The organism is Citrobacter sp. Marseille-Q6884 (genome assembly GCF_945906775.1).
GTDB lineage: Bacteria > Pseudomonadota > Gammaproteobacteria > Enterobacterales > Enterobacteriaceae > Citrobacter.
On the sequence record NZ_CAMDRE010000002.1, the window covers coordinates 30,861 to 48,987 of the forward strand.

At 56.0% G+C, this 18,127-nt stretch carries 16 protein-coding genes; 5 read left to right on the forward strand and 11 right to left on the reverse strand.

The genetic code is table 11. From position 1 onward, the window contains the following. Window positions 1–92: 92 nt before the first annotated feature. The 7 genes from N7268_RS15240 to lsrA form a co-directional block, all read right to left on the reverse strand. The gene (locus tag N7268_RS15240) at window positions 93–839 is read right to left on the reverse strand and encodes an epimerase (RefSeq protein ID WP_260863583.1); all 747 of its coding nucleotides are present in this window, start codon (window positions 837–839) and stop codon (window positions 93–95) included. 10 nt (window positions 840–849) lie between these two features. Next, a complete protein-coding gene (gene lsrG / locus N7268_RS15245) occupies window positions 850–1,140 on the reverse strand; it encodes a (4S)-4-hydroxy-5-phosphonooxypentane-2,3-dione isomerase (RefSeq protein WP_198906247.1) in 291 nt (96 codons plus the stop codon). Between the two features lie 74 nt (window positions 1,141–1,214). Then, a complete protein-coding gene (gene lsrF, locus N7268_RS15250; RefSeq protein WP_198906248.1) occupies window positions 1,215–2,096 on the reverse strand; it encodes a 3-hydroxy-5-phosphonooxypentane-2,4-dione thiolase in 882 nt (293 codons plus the stop codon). Between the two features lie 27 nt (window positions 2,097–2,123). Then, window positions 2,124–3,146, reverse strand: a complete 1,023-nt coding sequence (gene lsrB / locus N7268_RS15255) for an autoinducer 2 ABC transporter substrate-binding protein LsrB (RefSeq protein WP_260863584.1) — start codon at window positions 3,144–3,146, stop codon at window positions 2,124–2,126. Between the two features lie 27 nt (window positions 3,147–3,173). Then, on the reverse strand, window positions 3,174–4,175 hold the full coding sequence (gene lsrD / locus N7268_RS15260; protein WP_409929197.1) for an autoinducer 2 ABC transporter permease LsrD: 1,002 nt from the start codon (window positions 4,173–4,175) through the stop codon (window positions 3,174–3,176). Beyond that, a complete protein-coding gene (gene lsrC / locus N7268_RS15265) occupies window positions 4,172–5,224 on the reverse strand; it encodes an autoinducer 2 ABC transporter permease LsrC (protein WP_260863585.1) in 1,053 nt (350 codons plus the stop codon). The genes lsrD and lsrC overlap by 4 nt, the downstream gene beginning before the upstream one ends. Continuing rightward, the gene (gene lsrA / locus N7268_RS15270) at window positions 5,218–6,780 is read right to left on the reverse strand and encodes an autoinducer 2 ABC transporter ATP-binding protein LsrA (protein WP_260863586.1); all 1,563 of its coding nucleotides are present in this window, start codon (window positions 6,778–6,780) and stop codon (window positions 5,218–5,220) included. The genes lsrC and lsrA overlap by 7 nt, the downstream gene beginning before the upstream one ends. Before the next feature lie 248 nt (window positions 6,781–7,028). Here lsrA and lsrR point away from each other — a divergent pair, with 248 nt between their 5' ends. From lsrR to N7268_RS15285, 3 genes are all read left to right on the forward strand, one after another. After that, window positions 7,029–7,988 carry a transcriptional regulator LsrR gene (gene lsrR, locus N7268_RS15275; RefSeq protein WP_198906254.1) on the forward strand — a complete coding sequence of 320 codons (960 nt, stop codon included), beginning with the start codon at window positions 7,029–7,031 and terminating at the stop codon, window positions 7,986–7,988. Between the two features lie 116 nt (window positions 7,989–8,104). After that, complete coding sequence (gene lsrK / locus N7268_RS15280) at window positions 8,105–9,697, forward strand: autoinducer-2 kinase (protein ID WP_260863587.1); 1,593 nt, start codon at window positions 8,105–8,107, stop codon at window positions 9,695–9,697. Window positions 9,698–9,709: 12 nt separating this feature from the next. Next, the gene (locus N7268_RS15285; protein WP_260863588.1) at window positions 9,710–10,063 is read left to right on the forward strand and encodes a cupin domain-containing protein; all 354 of its coding nucleotides are present in this window, start codon (window positions 9,710–9,712) and stop codon (window positions 10,061–10,063) included. Window positions 10,064–10,223: 160 nt separating this feature from the next. Here N7268_RS15285 and N7268_RS15290 read toward each other — a convergent pair whose 3' ends face one another. Continuing rightward, on the reverse strand, window positions 10,224–10,943 hold the full coding sequence (locus tag N7268_RS15290) for a GNAT family N-acetyltransferase (protein WP_260863589.1): 720 nt from the start codon (window positions 10,941–10,943) through the stop codon (window positions 10,224–10,226). A 179-nt stretch (window positions 10,944–11,122) separates the two neighbouring features. Here N7268_RS15290 and N7268_RS15295 point away from each other — a divergent pair, with 179 nt between their 5' ends. Next, window positions 11,123–12,565: a PLP-dependent aminotransferase family protein gene (locus tag N7268_RS15295; protein WP_260863590.1), complete on the forward strand. Its 1,443-nt coding sequence runs from the start codon at window positions 11,123–11,125 to the stop codon at window positions 12,563–12,565. Window positions 12,566–12,569: 4 nt separating this feature from the next. Here N7268_RS15295 and abgT read toward each other — a convergent pair whose 3' ends face one another. The 3 genes from abgT to N7268_RS15310 all read right to left on the reverse strand — a co-directional run bounded on the left by abgT (window position 12,570) and on the right by N7268_RS15310 (window position 17,028). Continuing rightward, window positions 12,570–14,096 carry a p-aminobenzoyl-glutamate transporter gene (abgT, locus tag N7268_RS15300; RefSeq protein WP_260863591.1) on the reverse strand — a complete coding sequence of 509 codons (1,527 nt, stop codon included), beginning with the start codon at window positions 14,094–14,096 and terminating at the stop codon, window positions 12,570–12,572. A 176-nt stretch (window positions 14,097–14,272) separates the two neighbouring features. Beyond that, complete coding sequence (locus N7268_RS15305) at window positions 14,273–15,718, reverse strand: M20 family metallopeptidase (protein ID WP_260863592.1); 1,446 nt, start codon at window positions 15,716–15,718, stop codon at window positions 14,273–14,275. Then, window positions 15,718–17,028 carry a M20 family metallo-hydrolase gene (locus tag N7268_RS15310; RefSeq protein ID WP_260863593.1) on the reverse strand — a complete coding sequence of 437 codons (1,311 nt, stop codon included), beginning with the start codon at window positions 17,026–17,028 and terminating at the stop codon, window positions 15,718–15,720. The genes N7268_RS15305 and N7268_RS15310 overlap by 1 nt, the downstream gene beginning before the upstream one ends. A 175-nt stretch (window positions 17,029–17,203) precedes the next feature. Here N7268_RS15310 and N7268_RS15315 point away from each other — a divergent pair, with 175 nt between their 5' ends. Continuing rightward, complete coding sequence (locus tag N7268_RS15315; protein WP_260863594.1) at window positions 17,204–18,115, forward strand: LysR family transcriptional regulator; 912 nt, start codon at window positions 17,204–17,206, stop codon at window positions 18,113–18,115. Window positions 18,116–18,127: the final 12 nt, after the last annotated feature.

Sequence of the window (18,127 nt, forward strand, 5' to 3'; positions counted from 1 at the left end):
AGCGTCGCCGTCGATAAGGGCTCAGGCTAAAACAGCGTGTTGAACAGGCTGTTTTTGCCGGAGCCAGATTATCCCTCTTATCTGCCACCGATTCATTGCGGCGCGGTGCGCAATACCGATAACCAGTGTTGTGTAGTGTCGTAGAAGCGATCCCCCTTGAATAACGCGCTCCCGGAAACGACCCGTTCTACGCCACTGGCTTTCAACCCGGTCAGTTGATCCAGCGTCAGGGAACCATCCACCGCCACGATCACGTCTTGCGTTTTCCCCCTGGACGCCAGCAATTGCGCCAGTTGCTCCAGACGATTGAGCAGATCGGTCTCAGCGACTTTACTGCCATAACCCGGATTAACCGCCAGCACCTGAATCATCTCTACTTCATTCAGCACCGGCAAAATCACCTCCAGCGGTGTGGCCGGGCACAGGCTAATGCCGCGTAATACCGGCATAACGCCGCCCTGTACCGCCGCCTGCTGCTGACCCAGCCAGTGCAGAATGTGGTGCAAATGGCGATTGCCTTCAACTTGCACCGTCACGCAATGCGCACCGGCTTTCACACACTCCACGACGACCGGCCAGGGCTCTTCCACCATTAAATGCACATCTTTAATCATGTGTGAGGGAAGCTGGGAAACGGCCCAGGGACCGACGGTAAACTGCGGGCAAAAGCGACCATCCATGAGATCCAGATGCAGCAGGGGTAATTCGAGGGACTCAAGCTCGCTCAGATATTGACCCAGTTTTATCCAGGACGCCGCCAGAATGCCGACGCTCAGCGGATGTTGCTTCATCCGCAGGACGCACTCTTCGCGGCTTAAACCGGCAAAAATCCTGTTCATCCGTAACCCCTTACGGCATCAGCCCGTTGAATACCGTTTTTTTACGCGGCATCGTCATCAGCGGTTCCAGTTGTTCCACACAGGTTTTATAGTGCGGCGTGGTTTTGTGAAATGCCACGGCCTGTTCATCGGTGTAGGCTTCGTAGATAAAAAAGCGCGTCGGGATGTCGGGGTCTTGTAATACGTCAAAGCGTAAATTCCCCGGCTCCGCGACAGACCCCAGATGGTTTTGCCGAAAAACCTCAATAAACTGTTCCACCTTATCTTCATGAACGTTTATTTCTACCAGCGTGACGTGCATAAGATCTCTCCATCATCAGTCGTTCAGCGCCGGATAAAACAGCATGGCGGCTGAGTTTTATCCGGCTGGCTGCGTTATTTCGCGTTGATTTCGTTCAGGTACAGTTCATAGGCGCGCGCCGCGGTTTCATTGTGATGAACGACGGCATGTACGGCCTTCAGCATGGCGACAGGATGTTCTGACTGGAAAATATTGCGTCCCATGTCTACCCCGGCAGCACCCTGATCAATCGCCTGCCAGCACATTTCCAGCGCCTCACGTTCCGGCAATTTTTTGCCGCCAGCAATCACGATAGGTACCGGGCAGCCGGAGGCGATGCGCTCAAACCCGGTGTCCACGTAGTAGGTTTTAATGATCTGCGCGCCCATTTCGGCGGCAATACGGGTGGCCAGCGAGAAGTAACGCTGATCGCGAGCCATATCTTTGCCCACCCCGGTCACCGCCATGGTCGGCATCCCGACTTTCATCCCTGCATCCACCAACTGGATGATATTTTTAATCGACTGGTGCTCATGCTCGGTACCGATATACACCTGCGCAGCCATTGCACAGCTGTTGAGGCGCACGGCATCTTCGGTACAAACGGCAACCGCTTCATTGCTGAGTTCGGTCAGAATGGAGTTGGCGCCAGAGGCGCGCAGCACCACCGGTTTATTGGTCGCGGGCGGCACGACGCTGCGTAAAATACCGCGGGTACACATCAGCACATCGGTGTATTCAAACAGGGGCGCAATTGTGACGTCGATACGTTCAAGCCCGGTGGTCGGCCCCTGAAAATAGCCATGATCGAAGGCCAGCATGACGGTCTTCCCGGTTTTGGGATTAAAAATCCGGGATAAACGGGACTGCATGCCCCAATCCAGCGCCCCGCAGCCTTTCAGGGTGAACGGGGTGTTCTGCTGAGGTTTATCCGTATAGAAATTTTTACCGTCTTTAATGTCATCTAAATCAGCCATGATTTTCTCCGTATTTCATCGTGGATATCAGAAGTCGTACTGGTCGATATTGTCTTTGGTAAACACCACACGCTGAGGCAGCAGAACAATGCCGTTACCTTTCGCTTCATAGTCGTAGCCCTGAACGCTGTTGGGGGAGACGTCTACCTGGCCAATACCCGGAATATCCAGTTTGGCGCCAACGTCCAGCGCTTTGTTTTTCAGCAAGGCGTCAGCAACATGGATGGAGATCTTGCCTTGCTGAACCACGTCCCACAGACCGAACGCTTTCACCGTGTCGCGTTTCACATAGGGGCGCATCACATTCGGCGTACTGAAACCCACGATGGCGACATTTTTATTTTTCAGGTTTTCAGCAGCCTGGGCGGCGGCAGGGAGCGCATTGGCGTCGGGAGCAATAATGATGTCCAGATCGCTATACGCCTTGAGGATACCTTCGGCGGTTTGCAGAGATTTCGTGGCATCGTTATAACCAAACTGCGTGGTCACCACTTCCCAGCCCGGATGCTCGCTGGCGATTTTCGCCTTCGCTTCTTTGACCCACTGGTTCTGATCCGTCACGGTGGGGCTGGAGTAGAAGAAGGCCACTTTGGCTTTCTCTTTGCTCACCTGGCTGGACGCCATATCCACCAGTAATCCCCCTAGCTGGGCTGGCGTTCCCTGGTTGATGTAATAGGAACGGCATTCGGGTTTGGTGTCAGAGTCCCAGGTCAGCACTTTGACGCCGCGCTGCATCGCGCGTTTGAGCGCCGGACACAGCCCTTCAGGAGAGACCGCGGAAACCACAATGGCGTTATAGCCCTGGTTGACAAAGTTATTAATCAGCTGAACCTGCCCGGAAACGCTCGGCTCTGTTGGACCGTCGTAGGTGACATCCACGCCCAGTTCTTTTCCGGCTTCCAGCGCGCCGTTGCCGCCGCTGGTGAAAAAACCCACCCCGACCAGTTTAGGAATAAAGGCGATCCGTTCTGCGGCATTGGCATTCATAGCAAACGTGGCCAGACCGAGAGCGCTGAGTAAGGCCATTTTTTTCATACCTTGCATAGTCATGTGTTTCTCCTTGAGTGAGATTCGTTATCAGGCCTGGCGGGTAGCACGGCGACGGGCAATCCAGTCGCGTATTTGTTCACGGTGCAGGCTGACTGAACGGCCAACAACAACTACTATCAACAGCGCGCCGGACAGTGCGCTGGAAATCTGGTTCGGTACGCCCGCCATCTGCAAGCCTTGCTGCAGATATCCCACCAGCAGGACGGCAATCGCCGTACCGAGGATGGAGCCGGAACCGCCATAAATATTGGCGCCGCCTAAGACCACGGCAGTAATGGCTGGCATCAGAAACGATGCGCCGAGATCAGAGCGCGCAGAGCCAAAGTAGGAGACCAGCAGTACCGCGGCGATGGCGGCGGAAATACCGGTCATGGCATAGATGGCGCACAAGGTTTTATTCACCGGGATGGCGCTGTACAACGCGACCCGGTTGCTTTGTCCAATCAGGAAAATATTGCGACCGATATGGGTCTTGTGCATCAGCAGCCAGAAGAACAGCACACAGAGAATGAAAAAGAGGAGTGGTACCGGGACGCCCGCCACATCGAGGTTGGCAAACTCGGTAAAGCCCTGCGGGAAACCGCCAATGCCTTCGTAGCCGGTCGCACCGGCCATACCGGACATTAACAATGCACTGCCGCTAAACAGATACATCGTGCCCAGGGTAATCACCAGCGGGTTGATACCGGTATAAATAATCAGACCTGCGTTAATCAGCCCGCACAGTGCGCCGAGCAACAGCGTCGCGGGAATGGCTAACGACAGCGGTACACCCGCCTGAAACAATACGCCGAGGGCGATGGAACACAGACCGATGGTGGAACCAAATGAGATATCCATACCGCCACTGACAATGACCATGGTCAGAGGTAAGGCCACAATGCCGATACAGATAAAATCACTGGTGCTAAACAGCAGGACATTCATATCCAGCAGACGCGGGTTGAGTACGCCGAACGCGAGGATTTCTGCAATAAGCAGAGCGAACAGAGCGATTTCCCAGCCGTGGCGGTGTAAACGAATGTTCATACGACCTCCTTGTTTTTACCCGTCCAGGACGTTGAGGATGACGCCGCAGACGCCGGCGGTACCGATTTTGCTTCCGGGGTAAAACGCGCATATTTCTGTTGGCGAATATTTTTCTCCAGCGCCCGGCGCAGACGACCGTCGAACACCAGCACCCCCAGCAGAACCAGACCGGCGATGAAGTCATTCCACCAGGCCGGAATGCGCAGCAGCACCAGTACGCTGTCTATTTGCGTCAGGAAGTACGCGCCCAGTACGGCGCCGATCACCGTCCCGGAACCGCCCAGCAAACTGATGCCGCCCAGCACGCAGGCGGCGATAGCTTTCATTTCCAGCCCGGTGCCGGTCTGATTAGGGATAAAGCCGATTTGCGACGCGAAAACGATGCCCGCCAGCGCGGCCATACAGCCATTGAGCGAAAAAGCGAGAATACGGATAGTTTCAGTACGGACGCCGAGTTGCCGGGCGCCCTGCAGGTTGTCGCCGGTAGCGTAAAAGTTACGGCCGAACGGGGTTTTGGCCAGCAGCCAGGCCATCGCCAGCACCAGCACCAGCGTCAGCCAGCCGATAATGGAAATCCCCAAAAACCACGGCGCGGAGAGCTGTTTCAGTTCCGCCGGCAGGCCTTCAATCCATTTACCGCCGGTCCACAGCAGCATAATGCCGCGATACAACCCCAGCGTGCCCAGCGTGGCGACAATGGCCGGAATTTTCAGCCATGCCACGAGGACGCCATTAAAAAGACCGGCCATTAATCCCAGCATCAGCGTCAGCGCGCAGGCCACGCTCAGCGAATAACCCTGGTTGAGCAGCAGTCCCAGTAACACTGCGCACATCCCCGTGGTGGAGCCGACCGAAACGTCGATATTGCGGGTGAGCATCACCAGCGTTGCGCCCATCGCCAGCAGCATCAATATTTGCGCACTGCTGAATACCATCGTGATGGTTTGCACGCTGAGGTAGCGACTATCAATGAGACCGGGCAGGATAAACAGTAAAACAACCGCCAGCAGCGCGGTGATTTCCCGGTTGTTCTGAATAAACTTCAGCATGAGGCCTCCCGGTCTGACAGCGGTAGTGCCGCATCCGGTTGGTGGTGCTCACCGAAGGCGACATGCATGATGGTATCCACGTTGATGTCATCACCGGTCAGGGCATTTTCGCCCGTTTCGCCCTGATGCATGACATACACTCTGTCCGCCATAAGTTCTATCTCTTCGAGGTCGGAAGAGATAAACAGCACCGCGACGTCTTGCTCCGCAATGCTGCGAATCAGTTGATAGATGTCGCTGCGGGCGGAAACATCCACCCCTCTTGTGGGCTCATCAATAATCAGTACCTGAGGCGAGGCCTCCAGGCATTTGGCGATCAATATTTTTTGCTGATTACCGCCAGAGAGCGTACGGGCAGGCTGGTCTGGCGTATTGAGTTTGATATTCAGCGCGCGGCGATAGCGTTCAAGCACCGCATTATCCCGTTCGGGCCGGGCCCAGAATCCGTTGTGGTTATGAATTAAGGCAGAGACATTCCAGGCGAGTGAGGCATCCAGATGCAGCCCCGACGACTGGCGGTCTTCCGGCAGATAGACCAGCCCGCGCAGCAATCGCTGCTCGCTGGAGAGCGTTGAGATATCGTCGCCGTTCAGCGTCAACCGCCCGCCGCGCAGGGGGCGAAGGCCATATAAGGTTTCCGCCAGTTCGGTTCTGCCCGCGCCGACTAATCCCGCCAGCCCCAGAATCTCACCGGCGCGAACATCAAAGCTGATATGCATAAAGCCTTCGCCGGTCACATTCTCCAGTTGCAGTACGGTTTCACCTTTTTGGCGCTGCGGCCGTTGACCCGGCAGCTCCAGCCACAGTTTCTGGCTGGCAGACATGCCAACCCCGCGCGAGGCGGGGGTAATGGCCTGAATAATGTCGTCCGTTGTGAGGTCGCGGGTCTTACCGGAAAGGGCTATTTTGCCATCGCGCATGATGCTGATGCAGTCGGCGATCTGCCTGATCTCAGGGAGCTTATGCGAGATAAATACGATCCCCACGCCTTTATCCAGCAGATCCCGCAAGCGGGTAAACAGGCGGTCGGTTTCGGCCGGCGTCAGCGAAGCGGTCGGTTCATCCAGAATCAGGATCCGCGAGTCACGCATCAGTCCACGCATGATCTCCACCAGTTGACGGTCCGCCACATCCAGCGAACCGGCGGTCATATGGAGATCAAACTGGCAGCCCAGCGCGTTCAGCAGTCCTCGCATTTTTTCCAGTGAGGCGTGTTGTTTGTCGAGGCCGAACAAAATGTTTTCTTTCACCGTCAGGCTGGGAAACAGCAGGGGTTCCTGAGGAACCAGATAAATGCCCAGCTGGTGTGCCTTCACCGGTGTCAGGCTTGCGCAGTGCTTACCTTCAATATCGATAGTGCCGCTGTCTGCAGGGGTGATCCCCGCAATGATTTTCATCAGGGTCGATTTTCCCGCCCCATTCCCGCCGAGCAGCGCATGAACCTCCCCCGCATGCAGGGTAAAGTCGATGCCTTTAAGCACCTGAACACCCGAAAACTGCTTATGGATGTTGCAGGCCCTGAGCAAGGGAATTGATGTATGATTACCGGTTTGCATTTTGCCTCCGTTCGCCTTTAGACAGATCCGGATTGAACAAATGTAATTGCATATTCTATTTGTTCAAAACATAAGACCTGATTGGTCATAAAACCAACGGATAGATCACGATTTTAGAAAAAATGAGATCAAATTTATCAATTGTTCATTTTAGATTGCGATTTGTGGCTGAGATCACAGCTATTAAGGGATTTTGATTGAACAATTGCATTCAGGGTTAAGAAATGTTCAAAAGTGAAGCAAAAATTATGACAACACATGATGCGTTTGTATCTGAAAACGAAATGAGCGAAGAGGAGCTGGTCGCTCGTATTGCCTGGTTTTATTACCACGACGGCATGACGCAAACCGACATCAGTGAACGACTGGGGCTGACCCGGCTTAAAGTCTCGCGTCTGCTGGAAAAGGGACATCAGTCGGGCATTATTCGTGTACAGATAAATTCGCGTTTTGAAGGTTGTCTTGAGTATGAGCATGCGTTGAAAACGCACTTCGCGCTGAAACACGTCCGGGTTTTGCCAGGACTGCCCGTGGAGAATGCTTATCCACGACTGGGCATCGGCGCTGCGCAAATGCTGATGGAAAATTTGCAGCCGCAACAGTTGCTGGCGATAGGCTTCGGTGAAGCCACCATGAGCACACTTAAGCGACTCAGTGGGTTTATTTCGGCAAATCAAATCCGTCTGGTGACCCTTTCAGGCGGCGTCGGACCTTACATGACCGGCATTGGCCAACTGGATGCCGCCTGTAGCGTCAGCATCATTCCGGCACCGTTGCGTGCCTCTTCTGCCGCCATTGCCAGCACCTTAAAAAATGAAAAGAGTGTGCAGGATGTCATCCTCGCCGCGCAGGCGGCAGACGTCGCGGTTGTCGGGATTGGCGCCATCAGCCAGCGCCACGATGCAACGATTATGCGTTCCGGTTATATCACCGCGGGTGAACAATTGATGATTGGGCGTCACGGTGCAACGGGAGACATTCTGGGCTACTTCTTTGATGCGGATGGCGCGCTGATCCCGGAAATGAATATTCATGACGAATTGATTGGGTTGCCTTTGCCGGCGTTATCGACCATCCCGCTGGTGGTGGGGGTGGCTGGCAGCCCACAGAAAGCGGCGGCGATTGTAGCGGCAATGCGTGGGGGTTATATCAATGCGTTAGTGACAGACCAGGACACCGCAGCAGCTATGCTAAAGCTGATTGAATAAAGGTGTTATGGCGGTAACGCATACCGCCCGTAGGCATACAAAGACAGTGAATACCGCAAGCAATACCGGAGAAAGAGTGAACGATTAAACTGGAATAATTAGCCGAGGAAGAGACTATGTCCCGACTTTGTACCCCATCTGAAAACGGTCCTTACCTGATGGCGCTGGATGCTGGTACCGGTAGCATCCGAGCGGTTATCTTCGATTTAAGTGGTAATCAGATAGCCGTCGGCCAGGAGGAATGGCGACATCAGGAAGTGCCTGATGTGCCGGGATCGATGGAGTTTGATCTGCAACGTAACTGGCAGCTGGCCTGCCAGTGTATTCAGCAGGCGCTAAAGTCGGCAAATATCTCCGCCTCGGCGATCTGCTCGGTGGCTGCCTGCTCCATGCGCGAAGGCATTGTGGTTTATGACAGCAACGGGACGCCCATCTGGGCCTGCGCCAACGTAGATGCCCGGGCGGCCAGAGAGGTCAGCGAACTGAAGGAACTGCATCAGCATACTTTTGAAGATGAAGTTTATCGCTGTTCCGGGCAGACCCTGGCACTGAGTGCGATCCCGCGTTTACTCTGGTTGGCTCACCATCGGTCGGATATTTATCATCAGGCGTCAACCGTCACGATGATCAGTGACTGGATGGCGTATATGCTCAGCGGTGAACTGGCGGTTGATCCCTCCAACGCAGGCACCACCGGGTTGATTGACCTCTCGACCCGCAACTGGAAACCCTCACTGTTACAAATGGCCGGATTACGGGCCGACATTCTCTCCCCGGTCAAAGAGACCGGTACGATGCTGGGGCGGGTGACCGCTGCGGCTGCCGCGCAATGTGGATTGCAGGCCGGTACGCCGGTGGTGATGGGCGGCGGCGATGTGCAGCTTGGCTGTCTGGGACTGGGCGTGGTGCGACCAGCGCAAACGGCGGTGCTGGGCGGGACGTTCTGGCAGCAGGTGGTCAATCTCCCGGAACCGGTTATCGATCCCAATATGAATGTGCGGATCAATCCGCATGTGATCCCCGGTATGGTGCAAAGTGAATCGATCAGTTTCTTTACCGGGCTGACGATGCGCTGGTTCCGCGATGCTTTTTGCGCAGAAGAGAAGCTGATCGCCGAACGGCTGGGAATTGACGCCTATACCCTGCTCGAAGAGATGGCCAGTCGGGTGCCCGCCGGATCGTACGGGGTGATGCCGATCTTTTCTGATGTGATGCGCTTTAAAAGCTGGTACCACGCCGCGCCCTCTTTTATCAACTTATCCATCGACCCTGAAAAATGTAATAAAGCCACGCTGTTTCGCGCCTTGCAGGAGAACGCGGCCATTGTGTCGGCGTGCAACCTGCAACAAATCACCGAGTTCTCCGGCGTCCAGCCAACCTCGCTGGTGTTTGCCGGGGGCGGCGCAAAAGGCAAACTCTGGAGTCAGATTCTGGCGGATGCCTCCGGTCTGACGGTAAAAGTACCGGTCGTCAAAGAGGCGACCGCGCTGGGATGCGCGATTGCGGCAGGCACCGGCGCGGGCATCTGGTCCTCCATGGCGGAGACAGGGGAAAAGCTGGTGCGCTGGGAGCGTGAGCATACGCCAGACATGCAGAATCATGAACTTTACATGGCATCGCGCCAGAAATGGCAGGCGGTGTATCAGAAGCAACTCGGTCTGGTTGATAACGGACTGACCACCTCTCTGTGGAAAGCGCCGGGCTTATAAAAGGAAACTGCCATGATTAAGACAAATGAATCGCAGCATGAATATCGATTTGGTGACAACGGTCCAAAATACCTTGTCCGCGGTCCGATTTGCGACATGGGCGTCGTTATCCTGCAGCCCGGCCAGTCGTTTCCCAACCACCGCCACCAACAGGCCTGTGAAATTTTTTACACCCTGCAAGGGGAGGTGAATTTCTATCTCGAAGGGGAGTTGCATGTTCTGCAGCCCGGCGATGTGCTGCAGTGCGAGCCAGGGGAAGCGCACTTTTTAGTGAACCGCAGTTCGGCGCTGTGGAAGGGGGTGTTTGTCAAATCCCCCCACATCCCAGGCGACAGCCACCCGGCGGAGCCAGTGGCGTTTGAGTAAAACAATCACCGCGATTAGGCGGTGAGATAATGCCAGACCAGGAGGGCTTTCTGCGCGTGGAGTGCGCCATTAAGCGGCTGTTTACCTGACGGTATAAGCCGCTTTTCTCAGCACTGACTGCCAGGGCGGTCAGTGTACCCACACCGTGCGAATGACCGCATTATTGCGCAATGGCGCTTCTGATAGCCGTCAGGCGCTGCTTTTGTTGCTGCTGCGACGTGAAATTATCTGCCGATAGCCATGTCTGAAACGCTCGCTCAATCAGCGGCCACTCTTTATCGATGATCGAGAACCAGGCCGTATCCCGGGTTCTGTCTTTATACACCACCGCCTGGCGAAAAATTCCCTCGAAACGAAAGCCAAGCCGCTCCGCTGCGTTTCGCGAGGGGGCGTTCAGACTGTCACATTTCCACTCATAACGGCGGTAGCGCAGCGTATTGAAAACATACCGCATGAGCAAGAACTGTGCTTCGGTCGAGGCTGGTGTCTGTCGGAGTAACGGCGAGAACGCGACGTGTCCCACCTCGATAACGCCGTTGCCGGGATCAATACGCATCAGGGACAGCGTACCGACTGCTTTACCTGATACGGTGTCGATAACAGCATAATGTTTGGGATCGGTACTGTGCGCAATGCGCTCGGCGTAGTGCCGGTATGCGGCTGCGTCCTCAAACGGGCCTGCGGACATATAGGTCCAGTCGCGACCATCCGGGGCGCAGGCGTAGGCCGCGAACAGATCGTCAGCATGGCGTTTCACATCCAGCGGCTCCAGGCGACAGAAGGTTCCCTCAAGCGTCACATCGCCGGGAGTCGGACGGGGCGTCCAGTCCGTCATGGTTTCCCCGACGGGTTGTCCAAATGGATTGCAGTTCCGGGTCATGCTGTTCCTCGCTCTGTTGCGGTTCGGGATGGTTTTTTGCTGTTATCGGGAGGGATATTCCACGAACGTCCCGCGTTCCCGCCGCCTGATGACGACACCTTAAGCCATCAGGTTTCTTGCCCTGTGTGAAAGATTCTAGGAACATAACGACCCATAACACAGGTACAAGAAGAGTAAAAATGACCAGGACATCGCGCGTCAATCTGCACCCTTTGCGGCTCACCCGGACGTCGGACGCGCCGATCTATCTGCAGTTATACCGACGCTTTCGCGATGCTATTGCGGCGGGAAAACTGCAGCCGGGAGACCGTGTACCGTCAATCCGCAGCCTCGCCAGTGAACTCAGCATCGCGCGGGGAACCGTTGAACAGGCTTACCAGATGTTGATCGGCGAAGGGTATTTTCTGGCACGTGGCCCTGCCGGGACAATTGTTTCACCGCGCCTGGACGGTGCGGGGACCTCAGGACAAGCCCATCACGCCAGAGCTTATACTCCGCAGAGCGCACGCCAGCAGGCGACTCCCGACGAGACAGAACCTTTCCAGTTTGGCCTGCCTGCGCTTGATGCCTTTCCGCGTAAGACCTGGGCGCGTCTGGCGGGACGTAGCCTGCGAGTTCTTGATACCGCTGCGATGCGCTATCCCGATCCCGCCGGGTATGAACCGCTGCGCCACGCCATCGCCGCGTATCTGGGCATTTCACGAGGCATCGTATGCTCTCACGACCAGGTTTTTATTACGGCAGGCTACCGGGGCGCGCTGGAACTGGTGTGCCGCACGCTGTTGCAAAGCAGGGATGTGGGCTGGCATGAGGACCCCGGTTATGTCTATGCGCGGGACTTTTTGCTACGGGCAGGGATGAACCTTGTTCCTGTCCCCGTGGATGACGAAGGGTTATGCCTTCGAACCGCGCAGCAACAGGCCGACGGAGCGCGTTTTGCGCTGGTCACGCCGACTCATCAGTGCCCGACGGGCGTGGCGTTATCCTTACCCAGGCGGCTGGAACTGCTGAAGTGGGCAACGCGACAGCAGGCGTGGATTATCGAAGACGACTACGACAGCGAGTTTCGCTATCACGGGCGTCCGTTACCCGCGCTAAAGAGCCTCGACCAGGACGATCGTGTGCTCTACGCCAGTACTTTCAGTAAGGTGCTGTTTCCGGGGCTGCGGTTGGGGTATCTGGTTGTTCCCGAGTCGCACATCGAACGCTTTCGCGATTCGGCGCGTCACCTGTCAGGGCCGGGTTCCATCCTCCCGCAGGCGACCGTGGCCGCCTTTATGGAGGAAGGCCATTTCGCCCGTCATCTGCGCAAAATGCGCGTACTTTATGCCCAACGGCAACGCTGGTTGATGGATGCGCTGGCGCAGACATTCGGCACAGAGCTCAGCATCGTGAAGCATGCGGGAGGGACGCACCTCCTCGCGATGCTGCCAACCGCCCGTAGCGACAGGGATTTTGCCGCTGCCGCGCAGTCTCACGGTCTGGCGGTTCAGGCGCTTAGCCGCTGGCGGGTCAGCGCGTCAAACCCGGGCGGGGTCCTGCTGGGATTCGCTAACATTACCGGACCGGAACATGCCAGGGTGCTGGCGCGTCGGCTTTTCGACGCCACCCGCACCGGGTAATCCTTTAGTTCAGACTTGGGTAAATCCCCGGTCCAATCGGCAGACCGACGAGGTACCATACCACCAGCATCACCAGCCACACGGCTAAAAAGATAAGCGGATAAGGCAAGACCAGCGAATAGTAGGTCCCCAGTTTCGCCTCCGGTTTATAGCGCTGCAGGAAGCCTAAAAACAGGGGTACGAAAGGCGAGACTGGCGCCAGCGGGATCACGGAAGAGTCCGCGATACGGAACAGGATCTGCGCAAACGCCGGGTGAAATCCCAGCATCATGAACATCGGGACAAAGATGGGCGCCAGAATGGACCAAATTGCTGAACCGCTGGCGATAAACATGCACAGCAGCGATGATAGCAATGCCAGGCCCACAAATGCCGGCACGCCGCTTAATCCGGCCGCTTCCAGGGCATCGGTCAGTCCGACGGCCATAAATTTACCCATGTTGCTCCAGTTAAACATGGCCACGAACTGCGCCAGCGGGAACACCATCACGATAAAGCCCGCCATCTCTTTCATAGGCTCGATCATCAACTGGGGGAGATCGCCCTGGCGGCGTATCGTGCCGGTCGCGATGCCATAGGCCAGTGAGACAACAAAGAAAAAGAGAATAATCAGCGGCACAATACCCTGAATAAAAGGCGACGGGAGCACGGTGTGTTTCACCGGATCGCGCAGCACGCCGCTTTCCGGCACCACCATCAGCGCCACCACGGCGATAAATGCGAGCGAAACGATCCCGGCAACGCGCAGGCCAAAGCGCTGCTCTTTACTCAGCGTTTCAAGCTTTTCGTCGCTGCGGCCTTCCCATTTCCCGAGACGTGGTTCGATGATTTTGTCGGTGATAAGCCCGCCGACAACCGTCAGTACAACCACCGAACTGGCCATAAAGTACCAGTTGTCGATGACGCTGACGTGCATTGCGGCATCGATGGTTTTGGCCGCTTCGGTGCTGATGCCAGAAAGCAGAACGTCGGTGGTAACAATCAGCAGGTTAGCGGTAAATCCGCAGCCCACACCGGCAATTGCCGACAGCAGCCCCGCCACGGGATGACGCCCGACGGCGAGGAAAATCAACGCCCCCATCGGCGGCATGATCACCAGCGCGGCATCGGATGAGATATGGCTGAAGAAGGCGATAAACAGCACCATATAACTGGCATAACGCGCGCTGACGTGCGAGGCCATTTTCACCATCAGCGCAGGTAGCAGACCCACACGTTCAGCCAGTCCGGCACCGAGTACCAGCGCCAGGATGGCGCCCAGCGGAGCGAAGCCGCTGAAGTTTTTGATCACATTAGGTAAAAACCAGTGCAGCCCCTCAACGCTGAGCAGGTTTTTCACCGCCACCATACTGCCGTCGGCCGGGCTGCGCACGCTGACATCGAACGCGGAGAGCACGGCGGTGGCGACCATTAAGATCACAATCAAATAGATAAAAAGCAGGAAAGGGTGGGGCACTTTGTTGCCAATTCTTTCAACCCAGCCATAGAGCTTACCGGATGGGGAATGCGAAGGTATGGATGACATACTCATGGGCGTTCCTCGGGACTGTTGTGTTGTTATGCCCGTCATACTTCAAGTTGCATATGCGTTGGCTGCGCTCGTTCACCCGAATCACTTACCAGAGTAAGCTCATCGGGATTCACTTCCTTGTCGCCTTCCTGCAACTCGAATTATTTAGGGTGTATGTTGTTGTTTTATTTTCTTATTTATTTTAATGGTGAAGGTGTCACGCCCTGTGGGATCGGACACACATACGGTTTTTCTGTGATTTGTTGTTCGAACTCTTCCCTGCATTTTTGCAACAGCGCGGCATCCTGAAGCAGATGGAGTGCTGTTGCGCCCATCACTTTTCCGGCCAGCAGCATGCCTTTATGGGCGATGGAGGTGCGTCCCTGCGCCACCAGTTGCCAGGTATGCAGCGGCGTGCCGACGGTAAAGCAGGGGCTAAAGCACTGTGCCACGGGCATTTTCCAACTGACATCGCCGACATCGGTTGAGCCTGCCAGCACGTTATCGGTAATGGCGTACGGGGCGACCTCATCCACCAGCAGCGTCTCCTGATGGCGGCGGGCAAAGCGTTTCCCTTCTTCTGCGCCGGTGGCAGCAATATTCTTCAGGCTGTTTTGCAGATCGTTGGGCGTGAGCGTCGCGCGAATATCGCGGGCAAATTCGCGTTCTTCCGCCGTCCATGCCGGGGTACCGTAATGCTGTAATGCGCTGTACATCGCCGCTTCCAGCGTCCGGTTTGGCAGATAGCTGGAACAGGCTTTATCAAAACGGCACTCGACGCGGGTTTCGGTCATCATTGCCGCCCCCTGGGCGATTTTTTCGATGCGTGCATAAATTTGCTGCGCATCTGCCATCTCCGGGGCGCGGATCAGGTACAACACTTCGGCCTGCGCCTGTACGACGTTCGGCGAAATGCCTCCGGTGTCGGTGATGGCGTAGTGGACGCGTGCTTTCTCGATAATATGTTCGTTGAGGAAATTCGTGCCGGTGGTCATCAGCGTCACCGCATCGAGCGCACTGCGCCCCAGATGTGGCGAGTTTGCCGCATGAGCCGCAACACCATGAAAACGCCAGGCCGCCTGAATATTGGCCAGCGTGCTGACGTTAAACATTCCGGCAAAGGCTTCCGGGTGCCAGGTGACGGCCGCATCGACATCATCAAACAGCCCTTCACGTACCATAAAGGTTTTACCGGAACCGCCTTCTTCGCCCGGACAACCGTAAAAGCGTACGGTGCCGGTGCCGCCGTGCTGTTCCAGCCAGCTTTTGACGGCGACGGCTCCCGCAAATGCCGCCGTACCGAGCAGGTTATGCCCGCAGCCGTGACCGTTGGCGCCCGGCGTGGACGATTGCGCGGTGGCGCAATGCGCCTGCTGGCTTAATCCGGCCAGCGCATCGTATTCACCGAGCAGCGCAATAACGGGTTTTCCATGACCAAAGCTGGCAATAAAGGCGTTGGGGATCCCGCCCGCCTCCCGCGTCAGGGTAAAACCTTCGGCTTCCAGTGCGCTGGCCAGGCGCTCGGCCGACCAGAACTCTTCGAAACGCGTCTCTGGATGATCCCAGATCTCATCGGCAATATGGGTAAACGTCTGGGATCGTGTGTCGATCGCATCGGCAATAAAAGCGTAGTTCTTTTCCATTACACACCTCGCGTCCACGGGAAGTTGAGCGCAGTGCGCGCCAGCGTTTCGATCGCAACGGTCATAATGCTCTCGTCAAAATCGAATTTTTCGTTGTGGTGTCCGGCGGTCAAATCGGTGCCAAACACCATATACGACGCCTTACCGCCGTTTTGCTGCACGTGCGCCATCATCAGCGTGGCATCTTCGGAACCGGCCGGGGCTTTCACCTTATCAATGGCATGAACGACACCGGAGACCTGGCTTGCCTGCGCGCGAAGGTAATCCACCCAGGCCGGGGTCGGCGCGCTGGAGGTGGCGGCTCCCATCAGACGAATCTCTGTCGTTACGCCGTAGAGCGCCGCTGCGCCGGTAATGACGGATTGTGCGCGTTCGAATACGTACTGATTAATGCTTTCGCTTTCGCCGCGGGTTTCGACTTTCAGCAATGCGCTGGCAGGCACCACGTTGCGTCCACTTCCTGCCTGCATCACGCCGACGTTCACGCGGGAAGCGCCTTCGCTGTGCGGAGCGATGCTGTGCAGGGCGAGAGCCGCCTGCGCCGCCGCGAGCAGGGCGTTGCGGCCATCTTCCGGTTTACCGCCTGCGTGTGCCGCCACGCCGGTAAACTGCACGTCGAATTTGGTGGTTGCCATAAAGTTATCGCTGCCGCAGATAACCGTTCCGGCAGGCACGCCGGTACCAATGTGAATCGCGGTGAAATAGTCCACATTATCCAGCGCACCGGCGGCCACCATGGCGCGGGCACCGCGCGTACCTTCTTCGGCAGGCTGGAAGATAAGTTTGATTGTGCCGTTTAGCTGCGCTTCGTTCTGTTTCAGGATCTGCGCCAGCCCGAGGCCAATGGTGGTATGGCCGTCGTGACCGCAGGCGTGCATCATTCCGGGATTACAGGAGGCAAAACCATGCCGGAACGGGCGATGGCTGTCGTCGAGCGCTTCACCCAAATCGAGCGCGTCCATATCCACGCGAAACGCCAGCGTCGGGCCCGGACGTCCGGTATTCAGAGTGGCAACAATGCCCGTAAACCCACCTTCAAAAGGAGCCAGCCATTTCTCTGGCGCGCCTTGTTCGCGCGCGCGGGCAAACTCGCGCGCCAGCGTGGCGTCGTCGGGCAATCCCATACGACTTTCGGCATCCACCACGTCGCGACCCATTGCCAGTTCATACCCGAGGTTATCTACGATCTCCGCGACTTTCGCCGCCGTACGAAATTCCACCCAGCCGGACTCCGCAAAGTGGTGAAAATCACGACGCCATGCGCTCAGTTGCGGGGATAACGTCTGGATGTTTTGCGCCAGTAAATCCATATCTCTTCCTGTCATCACGAAAATATGTGAACGGCTTCACGCTGTGATAGTTTTTACTTACCACTAACCGTTTTTTCACAGTTTTAACTGTTCAGGAATTACCCTCGCACATTCATTTCCATTAAAGTAGATGACAGTTTCTTTACTCTGATAAACAACGGTTATCGGTCGGGCTATGTCATTTCAGATTAAATTTCATCAAATTCGGGCGTTTGTGGAAGTGGCGCGGCAGGGCAGCATTCGTGGTGCCAGCCGAACGCTTAACCTCTCTCAGCCAGCTCTGACCAAATCGATCAAAGAGCTGGAAGAGGGGATGGCGGCGCAGCTTTTTGTTCGTCGCAGCAAAGGCGTGGCGTTAACCGAGTGCGGTGAGGGGTTTTATCAGCGAGCCAATTTAATTCTGGAAGAGTTACGCGCGGCTCAGGATGACATTCGACAGCGGCAGGGGGAACTGGGCGGGCAGATTAATATCGGTATGGGAGCCAGTGTGGCACGCACGTTAATGCCCGCGGTTATCACGCGCTTTCATACTCAACATCCGCAGGTAAAGGTGCGGATAATGGAAGGGCAACTGGTCTCGATGATTAATGAATTGCGTCAGGGAGAACTGGATTTCACCATTAATACCTACTGTCCAGGCCCCTACGATCATGAATTTACCTTTGAAAAACTGTTTGAAAAGTCGTTTGCGATATTTTGCCGGGAAGGGCATCCGGCCATCGGCGCACAGTCCATCAACGATCTTTTGCATTATAACTGGACCATGCCCACGCCGCGGGGCAGTTATTATAAGCAGTTAGAGGATACATTTAGCCACCGTTCGCAAATACCGCGAGTGAGCATTGTTTGTGAAACGTTTTCATCCTGTATCAGTCTGGTGGCGCAGAGCGACTTTTTGAGCATTCTTCCGCAGGAACTGGGCTGTGATCCGCTGCTGGCGCATCGTCTGGTGGTGCTGCCCGTTGCCGAATCGTTGCCTAAAGCGGCTTACTTTTTAATTCGGCGCCGCGATTCGCGGCAGACACCGCTCACGGAATCGTTAATCACGCAGTTCAGACGAGAGGCGCGTAAAATCGTTGCGGAGTAAAATTGAAATAAT